Genomic DNA, 14,824 nt, shown 5'->3' on the forward strand with positions numbered 1-14,824 from the left:
CCGCCATGGATATCGCCAAAGTGCGTGCAACGGCATTCGCCATGCCGTTGACCAACCCCTCGTTTCCACGCCCACCGTACCGCTTCTACAACCGCGAATACATCGTCATCAGCTACCGCACCGACCCGGACGCCTTGCGCGCCGTGGTGCCGGAGCCGCTGCTGGTGGCCGACAACATCGTCAAGTACGAGTTCATCCGCATGCCGGACTCCACCGGCTTTGGCGACTACACCGAGTCCGGCCAGGTGATTCCGGTCACCTACGAGGGCCAGCCCGGTGGCTATGTGCATTCCATGTACCTGGACGACGATGCGCCCATCGCCGGCGGTCGCGAGCTCTGGGGTTTCCCTAAAAAGCTGGCCTGCCCCAAGATCAGCCACGAGGGCGAGGTGATTGTCGGCACGCTGGACTGCGGTAGCCTGCGCTGCGCGGTCGGCACCATGGGCTACAAGCACAAGGTGATCGACAGTGCCGCGGTACACAAGGCCTTGGTCGAGCCCAGCTACCTGCTGAAGATCATCCCGCATGTGGACGGCACGCCGCGCATTCTGGAGCTGGTGCGTTACCGGCTGGAGGACGTGCAGGTCAAAGGTGCCTGGACCGGCCCGGCCGCGTTGGAGCTGTTCCAGCATGTGACGGTGGACGTGGCCAAGCTGCCTGTGCTGGAGGTGATTTCAGCCTCGCACTTCATCGCCGACCTGACCCTGGGAATGGGTGAAGTGGTGTTTGACTATTTAGAAGCCAAATAGGCCGCTGGCGCAGGTACTACCTGCGCTGGTAGCTATGCTTTTGATAGTTATAGCTTGGCCAAGCGGGCCAGCGCGGCCTGCAGGGTTTCGTCCTTCTTGGCGAAGCAGAAGCGCACCACGCGCTGGTCGAAGTCGTTGCCATAGAAGGCCGACAGCGGAATCGCTGCCACGCCGATTTCCTTGGTGAGCCACTGGCAGAAGTCGGACTCGCTCAAGTCGCTCACCGCCGAAATATCCACGCACTGGAAGTAGCTACCCTCACTGGGCAGCAGCTTGAACTTGGTCTGCTGCAGACCCGCGCGGAACAGATCGCGTTTGCGCTGGTAGAACGCCGGCAGCTCCAGATACGGCGTGGGGTCGGCCAGGTACTTGGTCAGGCCGTACTGCACCGGCGTGTTGACGGTGAACACATTGAACTGGTGCACCTTGCGAAACTCGGCCATCAGCGGCGCGGGCGCGACCACGGTGCCGACTTTCCAGCCGGTGACGTGGAAGGTCTTGCCAAAGCTGCTGACGATAAAGGCGCGCGCGGCCAGGCCGGGGTAGCGGGCCGCGCTCTCATGCTGGCGGCCGTCGAACACCATGTGCTCGTAGACCTCGTCGCTGATCAGCAGCACCTCGGTGGGCGCCAGCAGCTCCTGCAGCTGCAGCATGTCCTCGCGCGACCAGATGGTGGCGCTGGGGTTGTGCGGCGAGTTGATCAGGATGGCGCGGGTTTTTGGCGTGATGGCCGCGGCGATCTTGTCGAAGTCGGGGCGGAAGGTGTGCGGCGTCAGCGGTACGCGCACCACGGTGCCGCCGGCCAGTTCGATGTTCGGCACATAGCTGTCGTAGCAGGGCTCGAGCACGATGACTTCGTCGCCCGGCCGCACCACGGCCAGGATGGCGGTGATGATGCCTTGGGTGGCGCCTGCCGTAATGGTTATTTCGGTGTTGGCGCTGTATTCACGGGCGTGGAGTGCTTTTATTTTTGTAGCAACCGCTTCGCGCAGCGCCGGGATGCCGGGCATGGGCGGGTACTGGTTCAGGCCTTGCTGCATGGCGTCGGTGACGGCCTGCACCAGGGCCGGGTCGCAGTTGAAGTCTGGAAAGCCCTGGCCCAGGTTGACCGCGTTGTGCTCGGTCGCCAGCGCCGACATCACAGTGAAGATGGTGGTGCCAACGGCGGGCAGTTTGGTTTGCAGGGTGGGGGTGCGGGGGGCTGCTTGCGTCATGGTGGGGTTCATGCAGAAAGATGCGTGGCGGAATCAGAGCTCGTAGTCATTCACGTGGCCGGTCATAGCCTGGGCCACCAGTTTGGGGCTAAGGCGATCGCTCAGCAGCTCGGCAAACTTGTAGACGAAACTGCGCAGGTAGGCGCTGCGTTTGAAGGCCACGCGGGTGACGTTCTGGCCAAACAGTGCGCCGGCGGGGCGCACCACCAAGTCGCTGTTCTGCACATCGCGCACCGCCATTTCAGCCACGATGCCAATGCCCAGACCCAGGCGCACGTAGGTATTGATCACGTCGGAGTCTATGGCTTCCAAGGCGATGCGCGGCACCAGCTTGCGCGCGGCAAAGGCCTGGTCTACCTTGGTACGACCGGTGAACGAGGGGTGGTAGGTAATGATGGGCTCTTGCGCAATGTCCTCCAGCGTCAGGCGCTCTTTTTTTGCGAGCGGGTGGTTGGCGGGGAAGACGATGACGTGCTGCCATTCGTAGCAGGGCAGGGTGACCAGTTCGGCGTAGTTGGAAAGCGACTCGGTGGCAATGCCGATCTCTGCCACCTCGTCGATCAGCATGCGGGCCACCTGGTCGGGCGAGCCCTGGTGCAGGCTGACGTTGACCTTGGGGTAGGCCTCGCGCAACTTGGCTACCGGCACCGGCAGCACATAGCGCGCCTGGGTGTGGGTGGTGGCAATCGACAGGGTGCCGCTGTCCTGCGCGCTGAACTGTTCACCGATGCGTTTGAGGTTGCCGACCTCGCGCATGATGAGTTCAATGCTTTGCAGCACGTGCTGGCCGGGTTCGGTGATGCGTTTGAGCCGCTTGCCGTGGCGGGCGAAGATTTCCACGCCCAATTCTTCTTCCAGCTCGATGATGGCCTTGGACACGCCGGGCTGCGAGGTGTGCAGTGCCTTGGCGGCCTCGGTGAGGTTCAGGCCGCGCCGGGCAGCTTCTTGCACGAAGCGGAATTGGTGTAGGTTCATATCGAATTTCAGCGTATTGTGAAATTCATTATGCCGTAAGTGTCTATAGGGGCTTTGCTGTGCCCAAGGCGATCTTGGCCAGCAAGGACACCAGCTGCGGATTTTCACCCACGGCGGCTTGCAGTTGGATATCTACGCCCGGATGCTCCCGGCGCATTTCTTCCACCAGCAGCGGCAGGTCTTCGCGCGCATGCCGACCCACGCCCAGGAACATGGGTACAACGGTCAATTGCTGCACGCCCTGGGCGATCAGCTGGCGTGCCGTGCTGGGTAGATCGGGCTCGGTCAGTTCCAGGTAGGCGCACGCCACACGGGCCTGCGGGTCCAGCGCCCGGACCTGGTCCGCCACTGCTTCCATGGGCTTGTGCCACAGCGGGTCACGGGAGCCATGGGCAAACAAAATCACGCCGCGCGCATGCATATGTTTCTTCAACGTCGTAATACCAGCCAGCCGAATGCGGCCAGTGAGAGCATGGAGTAAATAATGCCCGGCGAAGCGGCCGTGAGCCAGGGCTGCCAGTTCTGCAGATTGCCGATGTAGCCAAACACGTTGTTCAGCAGGAAGAAGCTGATGCCGGCCATCACGCCGCCAAATACATAGGTGGTGATGCCACCGGCGCGGAAGTGCAGGTAGGCGAATGGCAGGGCCAGCACCACCATCACCAGGCAGCTTAGCGGGTAGAAGACCTTGCGCCAGAACTCGATCTCGTACCGTTGGGCCGACTGGCCGTTGGCGTTCAGATGGCGTATGTACTGGAACAGATCCAGCGTGGCCATGCGGTCGGGTTTGAGCAGGGCGGTGGACACCATCTCGGCGGTGATTTCCGTGGGCCAGCGGTAGGTCGCAATGTGGCTGCGCTCCACGCTGGCGTTGTCGGCCACTTGGGTATGGAAGTCGCTGCGCTCCACGTTGGACAGGGTCCAGCTGCCGTCGCCGGCGAACTCGGCCTTGTCGGCATGCGTTAGCGATGCCAGCAGGCCGTTGTTGCCAAATTCAAAAATACGGATGCCCTGCATCTGGCCGCTGGAGGTCAGCGCGCTGACGTTGGCGGCAAACGAGCGCTCGCCTTGCTTTTCCTTCAGCCAGGCACCGGTCTGCCCGATGGTGATGTCGCCCTGGAACCGTGCTTTGACCAACTGGGCCGTGCGGTCTGTCAGCGGCGCCAGGTAGTCGCCTATGCTGAAGGTCACCACGACGAACATCAGGCCCAGGCTGAGCAAGGTATGCAGTGCCCGCCAGGGCCCCAGGCCGCTGGTGCGCAGAATGGTGTATTCCGAGCTTTGGGCCAGGCGCGCCATCACGAAGATGGTGCCGATTAGCACCGTGATGGGCAGCAGCTCGTACAGATGGCTAGGGACCATCAGTCCCACGACCAGCACGGCCTGGGTTAGCTGGTAGCCGTTTTCACCGGACTTGCCTACCCAGCGCAGCTCGTCCACAAAGTCGAAAAAGAAGAACAGGGCCAGAAAGCCCAAGGTGACAAAAGCCACCGAGGTGAGGATTTCCTTGTATAGCAGCTGGCGTATGGTTTTCATGCGGCGGCTCCGGATGGTTTGCGTGCCACCAATGTGCGCCAGGACCATTGGTAGTGGCGCACCAGCAACCAGCCCATGGACAGAATGAAGACGCCACCGTGCAGGCCCAGCATGAAGCTGCCGAAGGGTACCGCGCCGTTGGTGATCCAGTTTTGCCCCAGGTTCAGCAGGTTGTAGTAGATGATGAAGGCGAACAGCGCAAACACCATGCTGCCGCTGCGGCCCGAGCGCGGGTTGCCTCCGGCTACAGCCAGGCTGATGGTCACGAAGTTCAGGGCCGCGAGGGCCAGGCTCAGGCGCCAGGCCAGTTCACCCAGGTTCAGTGGCGTGGGCTCCAGTACCAGGTCGAGCGAGCTGCGCACGCGCGAGGGTGGGGTGTCGCTGCTGCCCATGGCGTTGTCGCCTACGCGGGTGCCATATTCTTCAAATTCGCTGACCTTGAGGTCCGGCTCGCCCAGATTTGACTCCAGGCGTTGGCCGTGGTAGAGCATCAAAAACTGTTTCTTGTCGATGTTGGTGATTTGGGCGCTGCGGGCCGAGGTGACGGTTTCCTTGCCGTGCTCCAGCGAGGAGATGAACACATTGTTCCCGCTGCGTTTGTCGGGCGTGTCCTTGTCCACAAAGAACACCCGGCTGCCATTGGCCGATTCCTGGAACTGCCCGGGAGCGATGCGCTCCAGGTCGCCGCGCTGTTCGTAGCGGTCCTTCATGTCCTGGATTTGCTGGTTGGACCAGGGCCAGACGATCAATGCCATGGCGGCTACCACCAGCAGAATCGGCCAGGCAAAACGGAACAGGGGTTTGATCAGGCCGATCAGGCCGTGTCCGCTGGCGAACCAGATCACCATTTCGCTGTCGCGGTACATGCGCGACAAGGTAGCCACCGTGGACACAAACAGGCTCAGGGTCAATATGGTGGGTATGTAGCCCAGCACGGTGTAGCCCAGTACCATCATCACTTCGGAGGGGTTGACCACGCCCTTGGATGCCTGGCCCAGCGTGCGGATCAGCATCATGGTCATCACGATGGTAATGAGCGCTACCAAGGTGGCGCCAAAGCCGCGTGCCAGCTCTTTGCGTATAGAAGAATGGAATAACATCGTTGCTTTAGTTAGCACTGGCTATCAGGCCGCATTCGGGGCCCCAACCAAAAGACTGGATTATGAACTTTGAACTGAAATCCCTGGACCTGGCGGCTTGCGCCAAAGAAAAGTGCGACGCCCTGGTGGTGCTGGTGTCGGAAGCCTTCCAGCCCGGCAAAGATGCATTGTCTCAGCTTGTAGAGCAGGCCCGTAAAAGCGGGGATCTGGACAGCAAGCCGGGCAAGTTGCTGCAGATGTACCGGCCTGCGGCGGCCACCGCCACGCGGGTGCTGCTGGTCGGTGCGGGTGACGGCTCTGCCCGCCAGACGCGCCAGGCTGTGGCGGCGGCCGTAGCGGCCTTGAAAGGCCCGACGCTGCGCAAATTGCTCATCAGCTTTGCTGGTGCGCCGGCGCAAAAAGCCGTGCGTGCCGTGGTGCAGGCCGTGGCCGATGGCACCTATGCGTACACCACCACCAAGTCCAAGCCCGAAGGTCGCGCGTTGGCCCAGGTGTGGCTGTGTGCCCCCGATGCGGCAGCCGCCAAGGCCGAGCTGGCGCTGGGTGCAGCCACGGTGGCCGGGGTGGAGATGGCCAAGGAATGGGCGAATCGCCCGGCCAACCATGCCACGCCCACGCTGTTGGGTAATGCTGCCAAGACCTTGGCCCGCTTCCCCAAGATCCGCTGCGAGGTGCTAGGCCCCAAAGAAGTGGCGCAGCTGGGCATGGGCTCGTTTATGTCGGTGGCGCAAGGCTCCAAAGAGCCACTTCGCTTCATTGTGCTGCACTACAACGGTGCAGCCAAAACCGTGGCACCCACCGTTTTAGTGGGTAAGGGTATTACCTTTGATACCGGCGGCATTTCCATCAAGCCTTCGGCTGAGATGGACGAGATGAAGTTCGACATGTGCGGCGCGGCCAGTGTGCTGGGTGTGTTCCGTGCCCTGGCAGAGCTCAAGCCGGCGACCAATGTGGTGGGTTTGATCCCCGCCTGCGAGAACATGCCCGATGGTGGTGCAGTGAAGCCGGGTGACGTGGTGACCAGCATGAGCGGCCAGACCATTGAAAACCTGAATACCGATGCGGAAGGCCGTCTGGTGCTGTGCGATGCGCTGACCTATGCAGAGCGTTTCAAACCCCGCGCCATCATCGATATCGCCACGCTGACCGGTGCTTGCGTGATCGCCCTGGGTGGCGTGCGTAGCGGTATGTTTGCCAGCGACGACGGCTTGGCAGCTGCTTTGCAGGCAGCTGGCGAGTCCGCGCTCGACCCCTGCTGGCGTCTGCCGCTGGACGATGAATATGCCGAAGGCCTGAAGTCTAATTTTGCCGATATGGCCAATGTTGCAGGCCGTGCGGGCGGCGCCATCACGGCTGCCAAGTTCTTGCAGAAGTTCACCGCCAAAATGCCCTGGGCCCATCTGGATATTGCCGGCACGGCCTGGAAGAGTGGCGCAGCCAAAGGCGCCACCGGGCGTCCGGTGGGGCTACTGCTGGACTATGTGCTGAATCAGCCTTCTGCGCAGGTAGCACCTGCGCCAGCTGCTACAAAAAAGATAGTTTCGCGTAAAGCCGCAGCAGCATCTGCAGCACCGCGTAAACGGCTGGTGAAATAAGTTGGCCGCTGCATGACCGAGGTGGAGTTCCATTTCAATGCGCCCGACAAGCAGGCGTATGCCTGCAGGCTGTTGCGCAAGGCGACGCGCAGCGGCGCGCGGGTCGTGGTGACCGGGCCTATCGACGTGCTGCGCCAGCTCGATCAGGCTTTGTGGACCTTCTCCAGCACGGACTTTGTGGCCCACGCGCTGGATGGTGCCGATGCAGCCTTATTGTCGGCATCCCCTGTGCTGCTGCTGGAGTCGGTGCTGGAGGCCCCGCACCAGCAAGTCCTGCTGCAGCTGGGGGATGCTGTGCCGCCAGGGTTTGAGCGTTTTGAGCGACTGATCGAAGTCGTCTCTCTGGACGAGGACGACCGTGGCTTGGCCCGCCAGCGCTGGAAACACTATGCCTCTCGTGGCTATGCGATCCAACGCAAAGATCTTGAACTGAAAGAGTCCGCCTGATGACTTCCTCGCCACCCCGCCAGCCACCGCGCTTCGTGCCCACACTCACCGAAGTGGTGCAGCCGGTGGCGCCGCAGGCGTCCAGTGCGGTGACGGGTATGGCGAACCATGAGGCCCTGGAAGACCAGATCATCCATCGGGTCATGCAACGCATCGATTTGTCTTTGGAGCGCCGGCTGACCGAAGCAGTAGCGGCCATGGTGCTGCAGCAGACCCAGGCGTTGGTACCGCGCCTGCGGGAGGAAATCGAATTCGTTGTGCGCCAGTCCGTGTCGGATGCGGTGGCCGACGAGCTGGCCACACGCCATGGTCCTTAAAACGTCAATCCTTGTATCAGTTGAATTAATGGGATATTAGTGGCTAGTCCAAGGTTTTCACTATGCGTCAGGCCCGGAAATTGCGCTATTCTGCCGCTCGTGACGTTTTGTAACTCACAGAGTTATTTGTTTTCTAGCCAATCCAATATCGGAGTTTTTATGCAAATGAAGTTGAAATTGACTGTCGCTGCTGCTATCGCTGCCGTGGCAGGTCTTGCCTCTGCACAAGACGTGCAGGTCGTGAAGATTGGTCACGTTGCGCCCACATCGGGTGCGCAGGCCCACTACGGCAAAGACAACGAAAATGGCGCACGCATGGCCGTGGACGACCTGAACACGCAAAATGTCGTGATCGGTGGCAAGAAGATCAAATTTGAACTGGTCGCTGAAGACGACGCTGCAGATCCTAAGCAGGGCGCTGCCGTTGCACAAAAACTGTGCGATGCTAAGGTCAACGGTGTGGTCGGTCACTTGAACTCCGGCACCACCATCCCAGCTTCCAAGGTCTACAACGACTGCGGCATTCCCCACATCACGGGCGCTGCAACCAACCCCAACCTGACTAAGCCTGGCTACAAGACCACCTACCGCATCATCGCCAACGACAACTCGCTGGGTGCTGGGCTGGCTTTCTACGCTGTGGACGCGCTCAAGCTGAAGAAGGTTGCCATCGTGGATGACCGTACCGCTTACGGCCAAGGCGTTGCCGAAGTGTTCAAGAAGACCGCTATTGCCAAGGGCATGACCGTGGTGGACGAACAGTTCACCACCGACAAAGCCACTGACTTCATGGCGATCCTGACGTCCATCAAGTCCAAAGCTCCTGACGCTATTTTCTACGGCGGTATGGATCCCCAGGCTGGCCCTATGCTGCGCCAGATGGAACAACTGGGCATGACCAACGTCAAGTACTTCGGTGGTGACGGCCTGTGCACTAACGAAGTGGCCAAGCTGGCTGCTGGTGCCAAGACGCTGGACAATGTGGTGTGTGCTGAAGGCGGCGCCTCCTTGGCCAAGATGCCTGGCGGCGAAGCCTGGAAGAAGCGTTACGACGCCAAGTACCCAGGTCAATTCCAGATCTACAGCCCTTACACCTATGACGCCACCATGGTGCTGGTAGACGCTATGAAGCGTGCCAACTCCACCGATCCCAAGGTGTACACCCCTGAGCTGATCAAGACCAACTACAAGGGCGTGACCACCACCATCGCTTTTGAGCCCAATGGCGAGTTGAAGAACCCCGCTATCACCCTGTCCGTCTACAAAGACGGCAAGAAGACTGCTTTGAACTAATCCAGTTCATGCGTCCGTAAAAAAGCCACCGCGAGGTGGCTTTTTTATGTTGCAATCAAAGCCAGCCTCAGGCCCGGGCGTCGCCCCAGCGCAGTTGGGCTAACTCGTCACCGCGGTACATTGTCTCGCCATTGCGGTCGACGCAGTAGTTGGGCGACACGATCATTTCGTTGAAGTGCATATCGGCCGCAATACGGGTGTATTCGAACAGAATGCTGCGCGTCACTTTGGCACCTGAACGGATATGGCTACCGTGCCCGATCCAGCATGGGCCGATGATGGTGGCACCAGGCTCCACTTTCACGCTGGAACCCAGGTAAACAGGTCCCTGGATGTTGCACTGGTCCCAGGCAATCGAGGTATTGAGGCCCACCCAGATACCCGGTTTGACCTCGCGCCCTGGAATGTTCATTTGCGCGACTTCGCCGCGCAACACCCGTTGCAGTACCGACCAGTAGTCGCTGACCCGGCCAATGTCGATCCAGTTGAAGAAGCGCTTCTGCGCGTAAAAGGGAAGCTTCTTTTCAACCAATTGTGGAAACAGCTCTGAACCAATGTCATACACCTTGTTGGGTGGAATCAGGTCAATGGCTTCTGGTTCAAAAATGTAGATACCCGTGCTGGCCAATGTGGACTGTGCCTCTTCGGGAGACGGCTTTTCCTGGAAGGACTGGATTTGTCCTTCGTTGTTGGCCACGACAATGCCATAGTTGGACACTTCGGTGCGCGGCACATCCAGCGTTACCACACTGGCAATGGCGCCCTTGGACTTGTGTTCGTGCAGTGCAGCGCCAATGTCCAGGTCGATCAAAGCGTCGCCACACAGCACCAGCGTGGGTTCATCAAAGAAACCACTGAAGTCCTGGATGCGGCGCATGCCGCCAGCCGAACCAAAAGGCTTGGGTATTACATCGCCATGTTCGCGCACGCCTTCGTAGGCATAGCCGATTTGAACGCCCCAGCGGTGGCCATCGCCGAAATACTGCTCGATCTTGTAGTGGTTATATGCCACATTGACCATGATCTCCTTGATGCCGTAATTGGCCAGGTGTTCGATCAGGTACTCCATTACCGGCTTGCCCAGAATGGGCACCATTGGTTTGGGCATATTCTTGGTCAAGGGACGCACGCGTGTACCCTGACCAGCCGCCAAAATCATTCCTTTAGCCATGCTTACTCCTTGGATTGGTATTGAAATCTGAAATGCAGTGAAGGGTTGTGTTAGTTGCCAAGATCTGCTTCCAGGAAGGCTGCACCGTTTGCATCTTTCGTTGACAGTATTGGGCCATCGGATGCTATTGGCCAGTCAATCGCCAGCGTAGAGTCGTTCCATGCAATGCAGCGCTCATGTTCTGGCGCGTAGTAATCGGTGGTTTTGTACAAAAACTCAGCAGTATCGGAAAGCACCAGAAAGCCGTGGGCCAAACCCGGCGGCACCCACAGTTGGCGGTGGTTTTGCGCAGACAAAAGTGCGCCTACCCATTGGCCAAAAGTAGGTGAGTTGCGCCGGATATCCACTGCCACGTCAAATACTTCACCCGCTACTACACGTACCAGTTTGCCCTGGGGCTTCTGCACTTGGTAATGCAGGCCCCGCAACACATTTCTTGCCGACTTGGAGTGGTTGTCCTGCACAAACTGCAGGTTCAAGCCAGTGGCTTGGTTGAGCTCACGTTGGTTGAAGCTTTCATAGAAAAAGCCTCGGTCATCACCGAATACGCGGGGCTCTATTAATAGCACATCGGGAATGGTGCACGATGTGACTTTCATCAAAACACCTTTTCCTTTAACAGACGCATCAGGTATTGGCCATAGCCCGATTTGGCCAAAGGCTGCGCGAGTTTTTGCAATTGTTCGCTATCAATCCAGCCTTGCCGCCAAGCAATTTCCTCTGGAGCTGCCACTTTCAAGCCCTGGCGATTTTCGATTGTGTAAATATATTGGCTGGCTTCCAGCATGGACTCGTGCGTGCCCGTGTCCAGCCATGCATAGCCACGGCCCATGGTTTGCACATCCAGAGTGCCTTGTTCCAGATAGAGGCGGTTCAAGTCAGTGATTTCCAGCTCGCCACGGGCTGATGGCTTAACGCTTTTGGCCAAATCAACGACCTGGCTATCGTAGAAATACAGACCGGTCACCGCATACCGTGACTTGGGACTCTTGGGCTTTTCCTCCAGGCTGATGGCCCGGCCATTTGCGTCAAATTCCACCACGCCATAGCGTTCAGGGTCTTGCACCGCATACGCGAACACAGTTGCACCATGGGCTTGCTGGTTGGCCTTGTGCAGCAAGCCTGCGAAGTCATGGCCGTAGAAAATATTGTCACCCAACACCAGTGCACTTGGGGCACCGTCCAAGAACTTCTCACCAATCAGAAAGGCCTGTGCCAGACCGTCGGGCGAGGGTTGTACGGCGTAAGTCAGTTGAATGCCCCATTGGCTGCCGTCGCCCAGTAATTGTATGAAGCGTGGTGTGTCCTGTGGAGTGGAGATCACCAGTACTTCACGTATGCCCGCCAGCAATAGTGTGCTGAGCGGGTAATAGATCATGGGTTTGTCGTAAATAGGTAGCAACTGCTTACTGACAGCCTGGGTTGCTGGATACAGGCGTGTGCCGGAGCCACCGGCCAGGATAATGCCTTTACGACGCACGATATTGCTTGTTGCTGGATGTTGGGTTGCCGTCATGTTCAGTTTTTTCCTGTAATCTCTTGCAGCATGCGTGCCACTTGTGTTTCCCAATAGGGCAGCGTCAGCCCAAAGGTGTTTTGCAGCTTGCTTGTGCTCAGGCGCGAGTTCAGTGGGCGTTGCGCAGGTGTAGGGTAGTTGGCCGTAGAGGTTGAACTTACCTGCTCAGGCCCGGCTTTGAGTTCCCAGCCCAATGCAAGGGCTTGTCCTAAAACAAATCGGGCATACCCATTCCAGCTGGTTTCTCCGCCCGCCACGCAGTGGTACAAGCCGGCCAGTTCTGGCTTGCGTATTGCGGCTATCAACGCATGGGCTGTTACATCTGCCAACAGCTCCGCTGATGTGGGGGCTCCTATTTGGTCGTCAATGACGTTCAGCGTATCGCGTTCTGCCGCCAGCCGCAGCATGGTCTTGGCGAAATTGCCGCCCCGTGCCGCGTAAACCCAGCTGGTCCGGAAGATCAAATGCCGAGGGCAAGTGGCCACGGCCTGTTCACCTTCGAGCTTGGTCTGGCCGTAGATGCCCAATGGACCGGTGGCGTCTGCTTCGTGCCATGGTGCGTTCCCGCTGCCGTCAAATACGTAGTCGGTGGAGTAGTGCACCAGCCAGGCGTCCAGGGCCGTGGCCTCGGTTGCCAGTACGCCGGGTGCCAACGCATTCACGGTGCGAGCTACGTCTGGCTCGGCTTCCGCTTTATCCACGGCAGTGTAGGCGCTGGCATTGATGATCACCTGCGGTCGCACCTGGCGCACCGTTTCGGCCAAGCCTACCAAATTGGTGAAATCACCGCACAGATTGCCCGGATTTAGCGATGCATCAGATCCCAGGGCAATCAACTCCCCCAATGGTGCCAGGCTGCGTTGCAGTTCCCAACCCACCTGGCCATTGCGCCCCAAAAGCAATATCTTCATGCTGCGGCTACCGCACCACCGTACTGCTGGCTGACCCAGTCACGGTAGCCGCCGCTCTGCACATTGGCCACCCATTCTGGGTTATCCAGATACCACTGTATGGTTTTGCGGATACCGGTTTCAAAAGTTTCGGCGGGCTTCCAGCCCAGTTGCTGCTCAATCTTGCGCGCGTCAATCGCATAGCGCCGATCATGGCCGGGGCGGTCCGTTACATAGGTAATTTGCTGCTTGTATGACTGGCCGTCTGCACGCGGCTTGAGTTCATCCAGCAATGCACACACCGTATGCACGATATCGATATTGGGCTTCTCGTTCCAGCCACCGATGTTGTAGGTTTCCCCCAACTGGCCTGCTTCCAACACACGGCGGATCGCACTGCAGTGGTCGCGTACATACAGCCAGTCGCGGATCTGTTGGCCATCGCCATATATTGGCAGCGGCTTGCCTGCTTGGGCATTGACGATCATCAGCGGTATCAGCTTCTCCGGAAAGTGCAGCGGCCCATAGTTATTGGAGCAGTTGGTGGTCAACACCGGCAGTCCATACGTGTGGTGATAGGCCCGTACAAGATGGTCACTCGCAGCCTTGGATGCAGAGTAGGGGCTATTCGGTTCGTAAGCATTTTTTTCGGTAAATGCGGGATCGGTCTTGCCCAAGGAACCATAAACCTCGTCAGTAGATACATGCAGCAATCGGAAAGCTGATTTTTCCTTTGCTTCCATTTTTCCCCAGTAGGAGCGAATGGATTCAAGTAAATTAAAAGTGCCTACAATATTTGTTTCTATGAATGCTTCTGGGCCAGATATTGAGCGGTCTACATGGCTTTCTGCTGCAAAATTTAAAACTGCACGTGGCCTGTATTTTTCAAGTAATTGGCCGACTAAATCTTTGTCGCCAATGTCGCCTTGTACAAAAATGTGATGGCTGTTGTCGGCCGCGGGGGCTAGATTTTGTAAATTTCCGGCATAAGTTAGTTTGTCTAGGTTGATAATGGTTCCGTTATGGTTCTCCAACCAACTTAAAACAAAATTACTGCCTATAAAACCTGCGCCACCTGTTACGATAATTGTCATTGTTAACTTAAATATGTAATATGCTGGGACTGTTGTTTGTTTTAAATTGTAATTTATTTCAGTTTATTTGAATAAATTATTTGTTTTCATCGATTGGATGAGGGGCGGCATTGCCGCTGTATTCCTCCATTCAAACGCTGGGGCACCTATGTTATCTGCCAATCTGCCGCTTTATGCATAGAGGTAATATCTTCGCTCAATTCCGTTGCAGGTCTAGCGAAGACGTCCACAAAGCTGATACAGGTTGTAAGCAGCGGGTGATAGCGGCGACGTGCTATGCGGATGTAAGCACAACTTGGTTACAACACCGCGTACCGCCCAGGTCGGTGGTTCACCCAGATGAACAGGTTCATGACCACCGCTGCCAGCACCGAGTAGGCCACGCGGGCGGGTTCTATGGCGGTGAGAGCCAGCAGGACGATGGCGCAATCTATGCCCATCTGTACCTTGCCGGCGCGCCAGCCGTAGGTTTTTTGGAGGTACAGGGTGACGATGGTGGCGCCGCCCAGGCTGGCGCGGTGGCGGGCCAGGAATAGGCAGCCTGAACCGAGTAGCAAGCCGCCCAGCACCGCGGCGTAGGCCGGGTGCAGTCTGTCTATCGCGAATAGGCTGGGCGACCATTCCACCATGGCCGATAGCAGGCTGATGGCGATGAAGGTCTTGAAGGTAAATTCGCGACCCATGCGCGTCCAGGCAAACCAGTAGAACGGCAGATTGATCAGAAAGAACAGCTTGCCCAGGGTGACGCCAGTGGCGTAGTGCAACAGAAAGGCCGCCCCAGCCGTGCCGCCGGTGAGCAGCCCGACCTGGGCAAACAATATCAATGCCAGAGACACAAACAGGGTGCCGGTGAAGATGGCTTGCGCATCTTCAAACGGTGTGTGGATGTGGACGGGCGGGGCAGGGGTATTCATGTCCCTACCCTCA

16 protein-coding genes are annotated in these 14,824 nt (G+C 58.4%); 5 read left to right on the forward strand and 11 right to left on the reverse strand.

The window, feature by feature from the left end; genetic code table 11:
• The first annotated feature begins 5 nt into the window (after positions 1 to 5).
• On the forward strand, positions 6 to 749 hold the full coding sequence (locus AC07O2_RS14650) for an acetoacetate decarboxylase (RefSeq protein WP_495076477.1): 744 nt from the start codon (positions 6 to 8) through the stop codon (positions 747 to 749).
• A gap of 47 nt (positions 750 to 796) precedes the next feature.
• On the opposite strand, the gene AC07O2_RS14655 is transcribed toward AC07O2_RS14650, so the two are convergent.
• The 5 genes from AC07O2_RS14655 to lptF are packed head-to-tail and all read right to left on the reverse strand — an operon-like array spanning position 797 to position 5,574.
• Positions 797 to 1,963 (reverse strand): pyridoxal phosphate-dependent aminotransferase, encoded by a 1,167-nt coding sequence (locus AC07O2_RS14655; protein ID WP_495076478.1) that lies wholly within the window; start codon positions 1,961 to 1,963, stop codon positions 797 to 799.
• Positions 1,964 to 1,996: 33 nt separating this feature from the next.
• Positions 1,997 to 2,938 (reverse strand): CysB family HTH-type transcriptional regulator, encoded by a 942-nt coding sequence (locus AC07O2_RS14660; protein WP_495076479.1) that lies wholly within the window; start codon positions 2,936 to 2,938, stop codon positions 1,997 to 1,999.
• A gap of 43 nt (positions 2,939 to 2,981) precedes the next feature.
• Complete coding sequence (locus AC07O2_RS14665) at positions 2,982 to 3,371, reverse strand: sirohydrochlorin chelatase (RefSeq protein WP_495076480.1); 390 nt, start codon at positions 3,369 to 3,371, stop codon at positions 2,982 to 2,984.
• Positions 3,368 to 4,474, reverse strand: a complete 1,107-nt coding sequence (gene lptG, locus AC07O2_RS14670; protein ID WP_495076481.1) for an LPS export ABC transporter permease LptG — start codon at positions 4,472 to 4,474, stop codon at positions 3,368 to 3,370. The genes AC07O2_RS14665 and lptG overlap by 4 nt, the downstream gene beginning before the upstream one ends.
• Positions 4,471 to 5,574 (reverse strand): LPS export ABC transporter permease LptF, encoded by a 1,104-nt coding sequence (lptF, locus tag AC07O2_RS14675; protein WP_495076482.1) that lies wholly within the window; start codon positions 5,572 to 5,574, stop codon positions 4,471 to 4,473. The genes lptG and lptF overlap by 4 nt, the downstream gene beginning before the upstream one ends.
• A gap of 62 nt (positions 5,575 to 5,636) precedes the next feature.
• On the opposite strand from lptF, the gene AC07O2_RS14680 reads away from it, so the two are divergent.
• From AC07O2_RS14680 to AC07O2_RS14695, 4 genes are all read left to right on the forward strand, one after another.
• Positions 5,637 to 7,169, forward strand: coding sequence for a leucyl aminopeptidase (locus AC07O2_RS14680; RefSeq protein ID WP_495076483.1), 1,533 nt, complete (start codon positions 5,637 to 5,639; stop codon positions 7,167 to 7,169).
• Between the two features lie 12 nt (positions 7,170 to 7,181).
• A complete protein-coding gene (locus AC07O2_RS14685; protein WP_495076484.1) occupies positions 7,182 to 7,616 on the forward strand; it encodes a DNA polymerase III subunit chi in 435 nt (144 codons plus the stop codon).
• On the forward strand, positions 7,616 to 7,933 hold the full coding sequence (locus AC07O2_RS14690; RefSeq protein ID WP_495076485.1) for a hypothetical protein: 318 nt from the start codon (positions 7,616 to 7,618) through the stop codon (positions 7,931 to 7,933). Before AC07O2_RS14685 ends, AC07O2_RS14690 begins: the two co-directional genes overlap by 1 nt.
• 159 nt (positions 7,934 to 8,092) lie before the next feature.
• Positions 8,093 to 9,226 (forward strand): branched-chain amino acid ABC transporter substrate-binding protein, encoded by a 1,134-nt coding sequence (locus AC07O2_RS14695; protein ID WP_495076486.1) that lies wholly within the window; start codon positions 8,093 to 8,095, stop codon positions 9,224 to 9,226.
• 67 nt (positions 9,227 to 9,293) lie between these two features.
• Here the strand turns inward: AC07O2_RS14695 and AC07O2_RS14700 are convergent, their stop codons facing one another.
• From AC07O2_RS14700 to AC07O2_RS14725, 6 genes are all read right to left on the reverse strand, one after another.
• Positions 9,294 to 10,385: a nucleotidyltransferase family protein gene (locus tag AC07O2_RS14700; RefSeq protein WP_495076545.1), complete on the reverse strand. Its 1,092-nt coding sequence runs from the start codon at positions 10,383 to 10,385 to the stop codon at positions 9,294 to 9,296.
• A 62-nt stretch (positions 10,386 to 10,447) separates the two neighbouring features.
• The gene (rfbC, locus tag AC07O2_RS14705) at positions 10,448 to 10,996 is read right to left on the reverse strand and encodes a dTDP-4-dehydrorhamnose 3,5-epimerase (RefSeq protein ID WP_495076546.1); all 549 of its coding nucleotides are present in this window, start codon (positions 10,994 to 10,996) and stop codon (positions 10,448 to 10,450) included.
• The gene (rfbA, locus tag AC07O2_RS14710; protein WP_495076547.1) at positions 10,996 to 11,913 is read right to left on the reverse strand and encodes a glucose-1-phosphate thymidylyltransferase RfbA; all 918 of its coding nucleotides are present in this window, start codon (positions 11,911 to 11,913) and stop codon (positions 10,996 to 10,998) included. Before rfbA ends, rfbC begins: the two co-directional genes overlap by 1 nt.
• 2 nt (positions 11,914 to 11,915) lie before the next feature.
• Positions 11,916 to 12,824 (reverse strand): dTDP-4-dehydrorhamnose reductase, encoded by a 909-nt coding sequence (gene rfbD, locus AC07O2_RS14715; RefSeq protein ID WP_495076487.1) that lies wholly within the window; start codon positions 12,822 to 12,824, stop codon positions 11,916 to 11,918.
• A complete protein-coding gene (gene rfbB / locus AC07O2_RS14720) occupies positions 12,821 to 13,897 on the reverse strand; it encodes a dTDP-glucose 4,6-dehydratase (protein WP_495076488.1) in 1,077 nt (358 codons plus the stop codon). The genes rfbD and rfbB overlap by 4 nt, the downstream gene beginning before the upstream one ends.
• Before the next feature lie 299 nt (positions 13,898 to 14,196).
• Complete coding sequence (locus AC07O2_RS14725) at positions 14,197 to 14,811, reverse strand: YitT family protein (protein WP_495076489.1); 615 nt, start codon at positions 14,809 to 14,811, stop codon at positions 14,197 to 14,199.
• Between the last annotated feature and the right edge of the window lie 13 nt (positions 14,812 to 14,824).

The organism is Rhodoferax sp. GW821-FHT10B06, from assembly GCF_059415605.1.

Coding starts and splice junctions, on each gene's coding strand:
- rfbC (WP_495076546.1), bottom strand. CDS start 10,996: ATGAAAGTCACATCGTGCACCATTCCCGATGTGCTATTAATAGAGCCC.
- lptF (WP_495076482.1), bottom strand. CDS start 5,574: ATGTTATTCCATTCTTCTATACGCAAAGAGCTGGCACGCGGCTTTGGC.
- AC07O2_RS14725 (WP_495076489.1), bottom strand. CDS start 14,811: ATGAATACCCCTGCCCCGCCCGTCCACATCCACACACCGTTTGAAGAT.
- AC07O2_RS14650 (WP_495076477.1), top strand. CDS start 6: ATGGATATCGCCAAAGTGCGTGCAACGGCATTCGCCATGCCGTTGACC.
- rfbA (WP_495076547.1), bottom strand. CDS start 11,913: ATGACGGCAACCCAACATCCAGCAACAAGCAATATCGTGCGTCGTAAA.
- AC07O2_RS14660 (WP_495076479.1), bottom strand. CDS start 2,938: ATGAACCTACACCAATTCCGCTTCGTGCAAGAAGCTGCCCGGCGCGGC.
- AC07O2_RS14695 (WP_495076486.1), top strand. CDS start 8,093: ATGCAAATGAAGTTGAAATTGACTGTCGCTGCTGCTATCGCTGCCGTG.
- rfbB (WP_495076488.1), bottom strand. CDS start 13,897: ATGACAATTATCGTAACAGGTGGCGCAGGTTTTATAGGCAGTAATTTT.
- AC07O2_RS14690 (WP_495076485.1), top strand. CDS start 7,616: ATGACTTCCTCGCCACCCCGCCAGCCACCGCGCTTCGTGCCCACACTC.
- AC07O2_RS14655 (WP_495076478.1), bottom strand. CDS start 1,963: ATGACGCAAGCAGCCCCCCGCACCCCCACCCTGCAAACCAAACTGCCC.
- AC07O2_RS14685 (WP_495076484.1), top strand. CDS start 7,182: ATGACCGAGGTGGAGTTCCATTTCAATGCGCCCGACAAGCAGGCGTAT.
- rfbD (WP_495076487.1), bottom strand. CDS start 12,824: ATGAAGATATTGCTTTTGGGGCGCAATGGCCAGGTGGGTTGGGAACTG.
- AC07O2_RS14700 (WP_495076545.1), bottom strand. CDS start 10,385: ATGATTTTGGCGGCTGGTCAGGGTACACGCGTGCGTCCCTTGACCAAG.
- lptG (WP_495076481.1), bottom strand. CDS start 4,474: ATGAAAACCATACGCCAGCTGCTATACAAGGAAATCCTCACCTCGGTG.
- AC07O2_RS14680 (WP_495076483.1), top strand. CDS start 5,637: ATGAACTTTGAACTGAAATCCCTGGACCTGGCGGCTTGCGCCAAAGAA.